The sequence below is a fragment of the Pseudomonas sessilinigenes genome, from assembly GCF_003850565.1.
GTDB lineage: Bacteria > Pseudomonadota > Gammaproteobacteria > Pseudomonadales > Pseudomonadaceae > Aquipseudomonas > Aquipseudomonas sessilinigenes.
The window spans coordinates 3,360,063-3,373,196 of the sequence record NZ_CP027706.1 but is presented as its reverse complement, the minus strand read 5'-3'; the positions used below and the strand labels follow the sequence as shown (position 1 = coordinate 3,373,196).

Here is a 13,134-nt window from a genome sequence, read left to right as displayed (position 1 = left end):
AAAAACGCATATCAACCAACTAAAACAACTCTTCACGACAGACTATAAGTCTCACGCAGACTCAGTTAAGTCAAAGCCAAAGAAGCTGTCAAAAATATATTATAAATTTATTTAGCTATAACTCTCAGCCCCTTTATTCCAAATCACCTAATGGCATTATTGTAATTAGCTTTTATAAACGCGCCTGAAATGACCATGGCCCTATCCCACCGACGATTGGTATTTGCCGACACGGGAAGCGCGATATATCTCCCGGAGCAGATATTCAGGGCCAGGTTTCAAGTACGGATTTTGCTCGATGCCGACTGGGCGAGTCCCCCGATATCCTTTCAGCAATGCTGCAACCGGTGACGCAACCCGGACAATGAAGGCTCAGGATCAAATTGACGCTCGATGGGACTGCGCTCCCATCTGATCGGCCAACCTTCCAGCAGAACCTGCCTGGGGCATGCGCAGAGAGACGATGAGCCGCAGCTACACCACACGACTAGAGCAACTCTGGACGCTTCACTGTCATTGAAGCCGTCCACCCGTCGACCTTTAAAAATGAGAGCCCATTCAACTAATCATTTTCTAATGCGCTGAATCAGCTGTTCGGCGAGGGTGTTCTCAGCTTCGAGAGGACTCCCATGAAACTGCGCCTGACAAAGAAAACACTGCTCACTAGCCTGGGGGCCATCGCCCTGCTCATAGCCTTGGGCGTTCAACAGTATCAACTCTCGATATTGCGAGGCTCCCTGGAAGGGGCTGCGGAGAAAGCCAAGCTCGATGCGCTGCTCTCGAGAATGAGTGCAAGTGATGATCGCCTGGACGCTATCGCGGGTAAACCGTTAGTCACGCAAGAAGACTTCTCTGCAGCGCAGAAGGCGATCTCAAACCGGGTCGACGTTGTACAAGACTACGCAAAGCGTGCGCACGACCTTGCCACTGATGTCGCCCATTCAGCTGCAAACTCCAGCGAGCTCCTGGTGATCAAGGCCGATGTGGAGTCATTGAGTGGAACAGTCCAACGACTGAGCAAGCCTGAGAAATCATCCGCGACACCCTCCCCATCCAAGCCTGCTAAGCCCAAACCGGCCGCTAAAGCCAAGGCACCTCCCGCCCCACCTGAGCCCCCTCCCTTCCAGATGTTCGGCATCGAGTACAGGGGGGGAGAGAAGTTCCTATCTATTGCTCCTTCAGGAAGTACACGGCTGAGCCAGATTTACCTGGTTCGACCTGGAGACGTTGTTGCGGGAACTCAATGGCGGCTGAAGGCGCTCAACGAAATAACTGCGACATTCGACGCATCCGGATCAACAAGAACATTGAGCCTTCAGCCATAGGAATTAACTACCCATGAATCTAAAGATTCTCTGCACCCTCGCCTGCTACCTGATCCCCACGGCTTACGCCGCAGCAGCACCGGTATCTGCAGGCCAGGCATCACAGCTCCACTTCACCGCCGAAGGCGAATCATCACAGAGAAGGCTCCAGGACAAGGCAGCAAATGCATGGGGGATATCCACCCAAGAGTACGAGCGGTACCAAGATGTGATGCAGGGGCCGCGGGGGGTGTACTCGCCGGGGCTGGACCCACTGACTGCCCTGGGTATCGAAGCACGCTCTGATGAGGAGCGCCGGCGCTATGCGGAGCTGCAAGTAAAGACCGAGAGGCAGCGTGTAGAAAAAGAGTTGTCGTATCAGCGCGCATACGATGAAGCGTACAGGAGGCTGTACCCAAGCGAGAAAGCGATCGAGATCTCCTCGGCAACCCTGACCAATCCAACAGCAAACAGCTCACCGTTGCTGCAGGGAGACGGTCGCCTGGCGATCTTCGTGAAAGACAACTGCGTTGCGTGCATCGACGAAGTGAAGAAGCTACAAGCATCGCAGGCACCTTTCGACCTCTACTTCGTCGGCAGCCAGGGCGATGACGAGCGCATCCGGCGATGGGCAATTCTCGCTGGCGTCGACCCGGTCAACGTCAAGAGCCGACGAATCACCCTCAACCATGACCAAGGTCGCTGGCTCGGCCTTGGCCTGGGCGGTGAACTACCAGCGGCAGTAAAACAGGTGAATGGCCAATGGCGCCGTCAGCAATGAGGGCCTGCTGGATCCTGGTGCTGCTGTGCAGCCAGGCAATGGCCGCTGAGGATCCTCCCCCAGCTTACAAGGCGATTGCGATCGCCCATGGAGTACCAGCCGTGGTGCTGTATTCCGTTGCGCTGCAAGAGAGCGGTACCAAACTTCGAGGACAGATTGTGCCTTGGCCTTGGACGCTGAATGTGGCCGGTACCGGCTACCGATTCGCTACCAGGATCGATGCGTGCAGGGCGCTGAATATTGCTATCGCAACTGCTGGTCCGTCGAGAGTCGACGTAGGCCTTGGTCAGACGAACATCCACGCTAACGGCCATCGCTATAGCTCCCCCTGCGAAGGGCTCGACCCTTACAAGAACCTGAATGTCACCGCAGAGATTCTGGCTGAACACAAAGCCAAGGGTGGCAACTGGTTTGACGCAGCGGGTCGCTACCACCGCCCTGCCGGTGGCGCGCCTGCAGCCAAATACAGAGCAGATTTCGCTCGGCACCTCAGCCGTGTCACAGGCATAAACTTCTTGGTGAACAATCCATGACGAGTTTTCTGAAGGCAGCTCCGGTCCTGCTTGCAATGCTTGCAGCAGGCACGGTGCAAGCCAGTTCCAAACTCATAGTTGTCCAGGACAACGGTGGGGTTTCAGCCCTGCCCTACTACCAGGACCTCAACCTGGTACCAGAGTCGGGTCCCCCACCACTCAAAGGACTCCTAAGCGGTGGAGCCTATCCCGTCAAAACTCCAGAGATGACGCCAGGGTCGGTAGTAGGCAGGACAATCAATGCCCCTGGCCTGCAACCGCTTTTTCTCATCGGTGACGACCCGATGTCACGAACATGGCTGACACAGCACCTGCAGCAGCTGCAGCAACTGCAAGCAGTGGGGCTAGTAGTCAACGTCACCTCCGCCGCTCGGTTCGACGAGATCAGGCGTTTGGCGCCCGGATTGCAACTTGAGCCAACACCTGCAAGCGATATCGCCAACCGGCTAGGGCTGAAGCATTACCCGGTACTGATCACCTCAACAACCATTCAACAGCAGTAAGAGGTGGTGCATGCAGGGACCGTCAGCAGTCTTCACGGTAGTCATCAGCCACCCCCTTAGTCGGCCAGGCAGAGAAGAGCTGATTGCCCAGGTCAGGCATGTGAGCGAGCTATACGGGGGCAAGGTCACTGGCGTTTCACAGATCAATGAACACGCATTTGCACTCCGGCTAGCCGAACGGTTACCCGATGAAGACGTTGAACAGGCCCGTAGGGAAGCAACAGCGTTCACGCACAAGAGGAACGAGCATGACCACCTATTCACTTGAGTCACTTCTACGCCCTCCGGTGGAGCTGTTCACCACGGCTGTCTGCTACGTCGCGGCGGCACTCTGCGTTCAAGCTCCATGGGCGTTCGCACTGACACCTCTGTTCGGAATAGTCGCAGCACTGGGCTTCGCCTACCTGGGCACAGTTCGATTACTGCAGGCACGCAGGGTGCTGCGTTACCAGGCCAACCTTAGACGACTTCCCCATTACACAATGACTAGCGCTGAAATGCCGATCAGCAACGAGCGTCTATTCATCGGCAGGGGATTTCGCTGGACGCAGAAACACACCCAACGCTTAACTGATACCTACCTGCCCCAATACTCCAGATACGTCGAACCGACCAGGCTGTATGAGGGGGCGCGCTGGCTGGAGGAGCGTCTGGAGTTTGCCCCCTTCCCTCTGAAGGCGATCACGAAGCTCACCAGTTGGGACTCCAGCCTGAACCCCGCCCGTCCTCTTCCACCCGTGGGAGGTCTACCGAGGTTGCATGGGATAGAGCCAGATGAGCAGAACGTCAGCCAGCCACTCGGCGAGCGGGTAGGACACTCTCTTGTGCTGGGAACCACCCGCGTCGGGAAGACACGACTGGCTGAGGTTTTCATCACACAAGATATTCGCCGAACACATCGCCGTGGATCATCACGACGCATGGGCAGAAGAAGCCAAACCCCACATCGCTGGAGCCGGCGTGGGCGACCAGAACAACGACCTGATCATGAGGTCGTGATTGTCTTCGACCCCAAGGGCGACGCTGATCTGCTCAAGCGCATGTACGTCGAGTGCAAGCGAGCAGGGCGTCTCGATGAGTTTTACGTGTTCCACCTGGGGTGGCCCGACATCTCCGCACGCTACAACGCCATAGGTCGCTTCGGCCGGATAAGCGAGGTCGCAACCCGTATCGCCGGCCAGCTGTCTGGAGAAGGCAACTCAGCTGCGTTCAGGGAGTTCGCATGGCGGTTCGTCAACATCATCGCTCAGTCGCTGGTCGCCCTAGGTCGGCGCCCAGACTACGAGCAGATCCGCCGGCACGTGATCAACATCGACGAGCTGTTCATTGAGTACGCGCAAAAATACTTCGCTGAACACGATCCGAAGGCCTGGGAGACCATTGTTGCGCTGGAAGCGAAGATCGATCGCAAGAATCTCTCGTTCGCGATGAAAGACCGCCCGCTGCGCGTGGTAGCCGTCGACATGTACTTGACCCAGAAACGCATCAACGACTCTGTGATGGATGGCCTGCGCAGCGCAGTGCGCTATGACAAGACCTACTTCGACAAGATCGTCGCATCCCTGCTGCCTCTCCTTGAGAAACTCACCACGGGCCGGATTGCAGAGTTACTCGCCCCGGACTACCTGGATCTTTCGGATCAGCGCCCCATTTTTGACTGGATGCAAGTCATCCGAAAACGTGCCGTTGTTTACATCGGCCTCGATGCACTCTCGGATACCGAAGTCGCCGCGGCCGTGGGCAACTCGATGTTCAGCGATCTGGTATCTGTTGCCGGCCACATCTACAAACACGGCATCGACGACGGACTGCCTGGAAACATGGCCGGGGGTAAGGTCCGCATCAACCTCCACGCAGATGAGTTCAACGAACTGATCGGGGACGAGTTTATCCCGATGGTAAACAAGGCTGGCGGCGCCGGTATGCAGGTCACTGCTTATACGCAAACCATGAGCGATATCGAAGCGAAGATTGGTTCGAAAGCCAAAGCCGGCCAGGTCATCGGTAACTTCAACAACCTGTTCATGCTACGAGTTCGGGAGACCGCGACGGCAGAACTTCTGACCAATCAGCTACCCAAGGTGCAGATCTACAACAGCACCCCGGCGAGCAGTGCGAACGACTCACTCAACGGTAAGACAGCATTCACCTCGAGCTCACACGACCAATTGCAGGCGACGAGCGTGCCGATGATTGAGCCAGCTCATGTAGTTGGATTGCCTAAGGGGCAGGCTTTCGCGCTGCTCGAAGGTGGAAACCTCTGGAAGATCCGAATGCCGCTGCCGGCCAACGACCCCGACGATGTCATGCCAGGCAACCTGCAGGAACTCGCTGCCGGCATGCGGCAATCATCGGCTGGATCGGAATGGTGGGAAGCCCCGGGCTATCAAGAACTGAAAAGCGCACTGCCTGATGACCTGGTCGAAGACTTTCGCCAGGCCGCCACCGATGACGAGGAGTAGTGCATGGCAGATGACGTATCAAAGAAGGCTCAACAGCAACAGGAGCGACCAGAGTCGCTGATCAGCAAGATTTTCTGGTTCCCCTTCAACTTCCTCGGGGTGATGTTCGGCTCTCTCATAGTCGCGATCCTGGTCGACTGGGTATGCCTCTATTTTTTCTGGCCAGAAGCCGGCTGGAGGCATGGGCAGCAAATGCTAACAAATGAGCTCAGTTGGCTATCCCAGGGGCTGGTACACAGTGCCGTTGTGCAAGAACCCGGGCGCACAGCAACCTGGCTCGTTACAGGGGCCTATGACTGGCTGATCGTGAAGACTGGGATGCTCAGCTGGGTCCAGGGGATGGAGTCGATAGCGCATGCCGGCCCACGCAACGACCTGGACATTCGATACATGGCAGCACAAAGCGTCACGACGGTGCAGAACTATGCCCTTGCAGCGCTGTTCACCGTCCTGGTGTTCTGTGTTCGTCTCGTTGTGTTGTTGATGACCATACCGCTGTTCGCTATGGCTGCACTCACAGGCCTGGTCGACGGCCTGGTCCGACGAGATCTCCGCAAGTTCGGTGCTGGGCGCGAGTCCAGCTACCTCTATCACAAGGCAAGGGGAACGCTCATTCCGCTGGCCATTCTCCCGTGGACCTTCTACCTGGCGCTTCCGATCAGCATCAGCCCCCTCATGGTCCTACTCCCGTGTGCGGCGCTGCTCGGCGTCGCAGTGAGTATCACTGCTGCCAGCTTCAAGAAATATCTTTGAGGATCAACGATGCAATGGACCCAAGAACAACTCCCCATCATTGGCTCGAAAGCCTCCGAAATTGTTGTCAAGGCCTTCGCCGGCACCGGTAAGACGACAACCTTGGTTGGCTTCGCAAAAGCGAATCCTCAACTAAGAATTCTTTACCTCTGCTACAACAAATCCGTCGAGATCGCGGCGCGAGGAAGATTTCCACGTAACGTGATCAATAAGACAGCCCACGGCTTGGCTTATCCCGTATTCGGTACTCAGTACAGCCACAAACAGACCAAAAACTTGAGGCTTACAGAGATTGCGCGAGCGATCGACTCCCAAGACTGGGAGCTTGTCCGGGATGTCATGACGACCCTCAACAACTTCATGGCCAGCGCGGATAGCGAGATCGATCGACAGCACTATCCTCGTTTCCGCGATAAACCTCACATCACAACGGCTCAGGAACGCTTCGTTCAACAGAGCATTGGTACCGCTCGCAGATTCTGGCAACGGGCCATCGACGTGGATGACTCAAGCGTTCTGATCCCCCACGACGGATACCTGAAGCTGTATCAGCTGAGTAAGCCTGACCTAAGCCAACGATTCGACAGCGTGCTCCTGGACGAAGGCCAAGACATCAACCCCGTCATTGCAGATATCGTTCGTCTACAACGCATCCAAAAGATCCTGGTTGGTGACCCACATCAGCAGCTGTACCGGTTTAGGGGTGCAGAGGACACATTGGATAGTGACTGGATGGCCGGCGCCGAGGAGCATTACTTGACCCAAAGTTGGCGGTTCGGCCCAGCGATCGCTCATGTCGCGAACATCATCCTTTCTTACAAGGGAGAAACCCGAAAGCTGCAAGGACTCGGCGCACAAACCCTGGTCAAGAAAGCGCTACCAGAGGATCTTCCCCATCGAGCCTTCATTCATCGGACAGTGATTGGCGTCATCGAGAACGCCCTGCAGCTGGTACGGTGCCAGTCGCAGCCAAAGTTCTATTGGGTAGGAGGAATAGACAGCTATTCATTGCGCGACCTCGAGGACCTTTACTATTTCAGTCGCGACCAGACCGCTCAGGTGCAAAATAAGAAACTCTTGCGCGACTACCGAGACTACCAGCAGTACACAGAAATTGCGGAGGTAAGCCAGGACAGCGAAATGCTGAGATCGATCAAGATCATCTCGGCCTATCCCGACCTGCCCTCAAGAATCCTCGAGCTGCGCAAACTCACCACCGAAGACGAGCTTGACGCAACGATCACGCTTACGACCGGGCACAAGGCCAAAGGCCTGGAATGGGACTATGTCTGCCTGTACGACGACTTTACTGCGGATCCTCTGTCGCCGGACCTTGATCCAGGGCGCCGCGACGACGAGCTCAACCTCATCTATGTGGGTGTGACTCGAGCCATGAAGATCCTCGCAATCAACAGCCTGGTGCTATCCATCATGGCTAGATACGTGGCGGCCAACAGGGTGCCGGCCTGACTAGAGGAGCGACAGATGTCGGAAAAACGCTTCGAGCATCGCATTGAACACTTGCCAATCCCCTTCCGAACTCAACAACGCGGTACGTTGATGTTCAAAACAGAGGAGTCGACACTTGAGCCAGATCTACCTGCCCTACTGCAGAACGAAAGTTTCAGGGCCGAACTGGATAAGCTTGGGAAAGCAGGTTGGGAGCTAGTCGCCGTTCAAGCGGTCTGCAGGGGGGAAATCAAGGTTGGCAACCAAAATATGCAAGCCTGGGCCTACGGATTTCCAATGCCTATCGGCTACCTGCTGTTTCTCAAGCGCGAATGTTGATCCGTCCTTTGTAAACATCACCTGGCTGGTAAAGCCAGCCGGCCTGGCCATATCGAAAGCCCGCTATCGGCGAGCTTTCACATTCATCCCGTGGCTAACAATAGGGTTGAACTCTCTGTGCAAAAAAATGAAAGGTTCCTGGTTAACCATTTCTTGAGGCGCACTACAAACCTCTAGCGGCATGCTTTGGCAACAGTCTTGCCAGAGTCCCGCCACCCGTGAACCGCCATCTACTTTCGACATCTACACGCCGCTCATCGATGACAGCGCTGGCCATGATCGTTGCTGGCGGCATTGCAGTCAGTCCGGTGGTGGAAGCCGCTACAGCATCTGAGCAAACCAACATCGAGGTCATGATCAGGCAGCTTAATGCCCTTGAGGACTCTGCGCGGCGTAGTAGCGCCATCGCAGGTGAACCAGGGCAACGCTACTACTTCGACTATGACCGCCTGGCTGCAGACATCCAGCGGATCCGCCAAGGCCTTCAGGCTTATCTCACCCCGAGTCGCGCCCAACCTCGAGACGCCGCAGACCTCTCCGGTCAGTACACCACCGGAGGGAAGAGGCAATGAGTATGAGCTCTGCGCAAACTGCCGCCTTCAACGCAGCAAGTGGTGCGACCGCCCAGGCAAGTACCAACCTAATCGTCGGGGCAGTGATGGCCGTCGCAATGCTCTGGGCGGCATGGGCGCTGTACAGCATCTACCGTGGCTGGGCCACCAAAAATATCGATCGTTCAATCGCCAGTTCATCTGCCATCCGAGTGCTGCTGCTTCTGATGGTCCTGTCCTTCATCGTTCTCAGTTGATCAAAGGAGCAATCATGCCCACCCCCAAAATTCAGCTAATCGCATTGCTTGCCGCTGCATCTGTCATCCAGGCAGCGAACGCGGCCCTGCCTCAGGCACAGGCTCCCTCCCGCGGCGAAGGGAAGAATTGGTTACAGACATTTCAAAACTACGGTTATGACGCATTCATGCTGCTGGGTCTGATAGCTCTTGGCACCATGATCATCGGGGTAGCTGTGCATGCCTTCGGGGTGTACCACGACATCCATGAAGGTAAGAAGAAGTGGCGGGATCTCGGCTCGACTGCTGTCGTTGGCGTCTGCCTGGTTGGCATCGCAATCTTCATGGTCACCAAGGCCACCAGCATTCTTTGATGGTAGTGAGCGCCCATGGCTGACGACAAACACGACGACAGAACCCTCCAGTTCCTACCCAATAACCTGAACCGACAGCCCGTAATCATGGGTGGACTTACAGCAGACGAGATGTGGGCAACGATTTCCGTCAGCGGTGCCGTTGGGTTTGTCCTTGGTGTGCCGGCATCGATCCTCTTCGGAAACTGGTCGCTCCTCATCGCTGGAGCATTGGTTGGGGGAGTGCTCGGGTTGTCTGTTGCAAGCAGGATCATTCGCCGCATGAAACGGGGACGCCCTGACACTTGGTTTTATCGCCACATACAAGTGGCCATTGCCCAAGCTCACCTTCCATTCGGCAACAGCAGCCTGATCACGCGATCAGGTGCATGGACCTGCCGCCGTGACAAAAGGAACCTCCATGAGTTTTCGTAAAAAAGTGAACGCTCAAGAGGCGCACATCCTTAGTCTGCGCATTGCGCTACTTTTGATGACGATAATTGCCGCCTATATGGCCTACGGTTGGAAAACTGCGCCTAGTGATCTGACCATCCACGTCCCGCCAGATCTGCGTAGTGGCAGCACGCGAAAGTGGTGGGACGTCCCTCCTGAGAGCGTCTACGCCTTCGGCTTCTACATTTTTCAGCAGATGCAGAGATGGCCGCGCGACGGTGAAGAAGACTATTTAGCGAATATCAGCAGGCTGGACGGCTACCTGACCCCCAGTTGCCGTGACTATCTGAAAAAAGACTACGAGCTAAGGCTGAATGCTGGAGAACTCCGAAAACGCGAACGCAGCGTGTCGGAGATTCCTGGACGCGGGATCAACGATCAGAGCGGTGAACACACCAGCGTCAAGAGCATAAACGACTGGATTGTTAATCTCGATCTGATCGCTGACGAATCGGTGGCTGGGGAACGGGTTAAGCGGGCACTCGCAAGATACCCTCTACACATCATTCGATCTGATACCGACCCCGAGAAAAACCCGTTTGGCCTCTTGTGGAACTGCTACGCGGGCGATCCTCAACGCATCGAAGTCTCCCCGGCAGGAGATAAACCATGAACCTACGTCTGCGGTTAGGTCTGTGGTTAGCTGGCACTGCTCTCCTGGTAACGACCAGCGCGCAGGCGGTTGAGATCATGCAGTGGGAGCGTATACCTCTTCCCGTTCCCCTCCACGTTGGTGAGGAAAGGATCGTGTTTGTCGACCAAAACGTTCGCGTCGGCATCCCTCCAAGCATCGCCGGCAGCCTTCGTGTACAAAGCGTTGGCGGGGCAATCTACTTTCGAGCAAGCGAAGAAATTCCGCCTACACGGCTCCAACTGCAAAATGTCGCTACGGGCGAAATCATGCTCGTAGACATTGCGGCAACGGCGCCTAAACCTGGCCAAGCCTCACTTGAGCCAGCAAAGATTATCGCGGGTGACAGCATTGCTGCGGCGCGTTATGGCCAAACCTCCAAAACAAGCACTCCTGGTTCAGCTCGAGCTCAAACACCTTCCCCCGATGAGGAGGAGGCAGAGGAAGAGCCTCGTCATGAGACACCTTCTCCCGTCGCGCTAACACGATATGCAGCCCAAATGCTGTATGCACCTCTGCGCACTGTTGAGCCAGTAGCCGGAATCCAGCCGGTACGGGTGGATCGTAAAATGGATCTGAGCACTTTGCTTCCAACTCTGCCTGTTGAAGCTGTGGCCATAGGAGCCTGGCAGCTCGACAACACATTTGTGACGGCAATCAAGCTGCGCAACTTGAGCCCCGAACAACTGACCCTAAATCCAAGGGACCTCCTAGGCAGCTTTGCAACAGCCACATACCAACACCCCTACCTCGGGCCCCGGGGAAACCCTTCTGATACCACAACTCTGTACCTGGTCACCCAGGGCAAAGGGCTCAAACATTCGTTGCTTCCAAGTTCGGTAAACCAGATTGATCCGAAGATGGGGGGTGAACGTGAACATTCAAAGTAACCCCCTCCTGAAGTGGCTTGCAGTGCCCTTTCTTGTCTTCGCTGTGGTGATGTTCTTTACCGCAACGAAGAAGGGGCAGGTGGATCACCAGGAAAACAACGTCGTGGCCATCGGTTCCGGTGAAGCACAAAAACTAGGTGTGGATGGCGACACACCAGGTGACACGCTTCGGACCGTAGTCACAGAAAGCAAGGAGCTTCGGAAACAGGTGGCTGATCTGCTAAAGATCAACAACGATCAGAAGTCTCAGAACGAAGAGCTTCAGAAGCAGCTGAAGGACATAGACTCAAAAGTTGAGAGCCGTCTAGACAATGCGAAAAAAGAACTAGAGGACGAGGTTCAGAACAAGAGCCAGGGGCTGATCGACTCTCTGCAAACTCAACTCAACAACCTCAGCAACCAACCTAACGCAACTGGGGGCGACCTTCCAATTGGGTTTGGTGTGCAGCCAGGTGACGGCAAAGGCTTCGAACAGTCTCCTACAACGAAGGACGGCCTTGTCTGGATTGAACCACGCGATGCCACTGCTGTGGATGCGAACGGTAAACCCCTGCCCCTCGGTTCTAGTCAGGCTGCAAGCGGGTTCAACTTTCCTACCAGTTTCGGCCCGGCAGCCAACAGAGGCCAGAATGCACTGGAACAGATCGATCAAGGCCTGCGTCCTGGAAATCAACAGGTCGACCGTGAAACCAGGAAGTTTGTGCGCAAGACCTACACCCTGCCCCAGAACTCCACGCTGATGGGATCAGTGGCCATGTCTGCCCTGATCGGCCGGGTGCCTATTGATGGAACCGTCAACGACCCGTTTCCTTTCAAGATCCTGATTGGCCCAGACAACCTGACTGCGAATGGCATCGAGCTCCCCAACGTAGCTGGTGCAGTCGCAACAGGCACCGCCAGTGGCGACTGGACACTCTCGTGTGTAAGAGGGCAGATCCGCAGCCTGACGTTTGTCTTCAACGACGGCACTGTCAGGACCTTCCCGGCGCCGGCTGAAGACGCGGACGGCAACCAGAACAACAACCAGGCCAGCAGTACAGATGGGAAGACCATTCAGGGTGGCCTGGGCTGGATCAGCGACTCCTACGGTATTCCATGTATTTCGGGCGATCGGCGCTCCAACGCGGCCGAGTATTTGACTAATCAGTCGCTTGTTACTGCCGCCGGTGCCGGCGTTGCGAAGCTGCTTAAAGCCGACGAGAGCAACAACACAACGATGTTTAGCGGGAACGGCACCTCTTTCGGCACCACCGGCTCATCCGGAAATTCTGCGATCGGATCGATCTTGTCCGGAGGCGTAAGTGATATCCGCTCCTGGATGAACAAGCTCTATGGCGAGGCATTTGCTGCTGTGTATGTACAGCCTGGCGCGAAGGTCGCCGTACACCTCGATCAGCAACTGGCGATCGACTATGAACTGAAGGGTCGCAAAGTCGACTACCACTCCGGAGCGAATAATGTCCCAGCCGCGCTCGATTAATGCTCTCCCACTTGCAGTCATGGCAATTGCACTCCTTGCAGGTTGCACAACAAACAAAGACAAACTGCTCCCGCACGGAGAAGAAACCATGATGGATGTTTGGCAACAGGGAGCCCCAGGAGGGGCAAGCAGCTCAAGCAGCCGACAAGTGCTCGATGCACGGTTACAACTGAGACGTCCCCTCGATGAGCAGCAGATGACGAATCAGCGCGCCACAGCAGACGACTTTGCACGCACCGCACAGAACGAGATCTACAGCCAATTTAAACGCCTGCCGAATCCTGACCTGGTCATGTACGTGTTCCCGCATCTGGCTGGATCTGACCCAGTGCCTGTTCCCGGATACACCACCGTTTTTCCGCTCTATCAGCGTGTGCAGTACGCAATGCCAGGCGAGCGGACAGAGGACTATTGAG

16 protein-coding genes and 1 pseudogene are annotated in these 13,134 nt (G+C 55.9%); all 17 read left to right on the top strand.

Going from position 1 to position 13,134, the window contains the following annotated elements; all coding sequences use genetic code 11:
* Positions 1-442 precede the first annotated feature (442 nt).
* Positions 443-520: pseudogene (locus C4K39_RS32040) on the top strand (DUF4113 domain-containing protein); the annotation flags it as partial.
* Positions 521-629: 109 nt separating this feature from the next.
* Positions 630-1,325: a methyl-accepting chemotaxis protein gene (locus tag C4K39_RS15485; RefSeq protein ID WP_124346897.1), complete on the top strand. Its 696-nt coding sequence runs from the start codon at positions 630-632 to the stop codon at positions 1,323-1,325.
* Positions 1,326-1,338: 13 nt separating this feature from the next.
* The gene (locus tag C4K39_RS15480) at positions 1,339-2,085 is read left to right on the top strand and encodes a TIGR03759 family integrating conjugative element protein (RefSeq protein ID WP_124346896.1); all 747 of its coding nucleotides are present in this window, start codon (positions 1,339-1,341) and stop codon (positions 2,083-2,085) included.
* The gene (locus C4K39_RS15475) at positions 2,067-2,618 is read left to right on the top strand and encodes a lysozyme family protein (protein ID WP_124346895.1); all 552 of its coding nucleotides are present in this window, start codon (positions 2,067-2,069) and stop codon (positions 2,616-2,618) included. The genes C4K39_RS15480 and C4K39_RS15475 overlap by 19 nt, the downstream gene beginning before the upstream one ends.
* Complete coding sequence (locus C4K39_RS15470; protein ID WP_124346894.1) at positions 2,615-3,121, top strand: integrating conjugative element protein; 507 nt, start codon at positions 2,615-2,617, stop codon at positions 3,119-3,121. The genes C4K39_RS15475 and C4K39_RS15470 overlap by 4 nt, the downstream gene beginning before the upstream one ends.
* Positions 3,122-3,369: 248 nt before the next feature.
* A complete protein-coding gene (gene traD / locus C4K39_RS15465; RefSeq protein WP_124346893.1) occupies positions 3,370-5,583 on the top strand; it encodes a type IV conjugative transfer system coupling protein TraD in 2,214 nt (737 codons plus the stop codon).
* Between the two features lie 3 nt (positions 5,584-5,586).
* Complete coding sequence (locus C4K39_RS15460; RefSeq protein ID WP_124346892.1) at positions 5,587-6,336, top strand: TIGR03747 family integrating conjugative element membrane protein; 750 nt, start codon at positions 5,587-5,589, stop codon at positions 6,334-6,336.
* Between the two features lie 9 nt (positions 6,337-6,345).
* Positions 6,346-7,806, top strand: coding sequence for a UvrD-helicase domain-containing protein (locus C4K39_RS15455; protein ID WP_124346891.1), 1,461 nt, complete (start codon positions 6,346-6,348; stop codon positions 7,804-7,806).
* 15 nt (positions 7,807-7,821) lie between these two features.
* On the top strand, positions 7,822-8,124 hold the full coding sequence (locus C4K39_RS15450) for a hypothetical protein (protein ID WP_124346890.1): 303 nt from the start codon (positions 7,822-7,824) through the stop codon (positions 8,122-8,124).
* Between the two features lie 260 nt (positions 8,125-8,384).
* A complete protein-coding gene (locus C4K39_RS15445; protein ID WP_178083971.1) occupies positions 8,385-8,696 on the top strand; it encodes an integrative conjugative element protein, RAQPRD family in 312 nt (103 codons plus the stop codon).
* Positions 8,693-8,932: a TIGR03758 family integrating conjugative element protein gene (locus C4K39_RS15440; protein ID WP_124346888.1), complete on the top strand. Its 240-nt coding sequence runs from the start codon at positions 8,693-8,695 to the stop codon at positions 8,930-8,932. The genes C4K39_RS15445 and C4K39_RS15440 overlap by 4 nt, the downstream gene beginning before the upstream one ends.
* A 14-nt stretch (positions 8,933-8,946) precedes the next feature.
* Positions 8,947-9,285 carry a TIGR03745 family integrating conjugative element membrane protein gene (locus tag C4K39_RS15435; RefSeq protein ID WP_124346887.1) on the top strand — a complete coding sequence of 113 codons (339 nt, stop codon included), beginning with the start codon at positions 8,947-8,949 and terminating at the stop codon, positions 9,283-9,285.
* A gap of 15 nt (positions 9,286-9,300) precedes the next feature.
* Positions 9,301-9,699 carry a TIGR03750 family conjugal transfer protein gene (locus C4K39_RS15430; RefSeq protein WP_124346886.1) on the top strand — a complete coding sequence of 133 codons (399 nt, stop codon included), beginning with the start codon at positions 9,301-9,303 and terminating at the stop codon, positions 9,697-9,699.
* Positions 9,686-10,330: a PFL_4703 family integrating conjugative element protein gene (locus C4K39_RS15425; RefSeq protein ID WP_124346885.1), complete on the top strand. Its 645-nt coding sequence runs from the start codon at positions 9,686-9,688 to the stop codon at positions 10,328-10,330. The genes C4K39_RS15430 and C4K39_RS15425 overlap by 14 nt, the downstream gene beginning before the upstream one ends.
* Positions 10,327-11,238 (top strand): TIGR03749 family integrating conjugative element protein, encoded by a 912-nt coding sequence (locus tag C4K39_RS15420; protein WP_124346884.1) that lies wholly within the window; start codon positions 10,327-10,329, stop codon positions 11,236-11,238. Before C4K39_RS15425 ends, C4K39_RS15420 begins: the two co-directional genes overlap by 4 nt.
* Positions 11,222-12,718, top strand: a complete 1,497-nt coding sequence (locus C4K39_RS15415; RefSeq protein ID WP_124346883.1) for a TIGR03752 family integrating conjugative element protein — start codon at positions 11,222-11,224, stop codon at positions 12,716-12,718. Before C4K39_RS15420 ends, C4K39_RS15415 begins: the two co-directional genes overlap by 17 nt.
* Complete coding sequence (locus tag C4K39_RS15410; protein ID WP_085600492.1) at positions 12,696-13,133, top strand: TIGR03751 family conjugal transfer lipoprotein; 438 nt, start codon at positions 12,696-12,698, stop codon at positions 13,131-13,133. Before C4K39_RS15415 ends, C4K39_RS15410 begins: the two co-directional genes overlap by 23 nt.
* Position 13,134 lies beyond the last annotated feature (1 nt).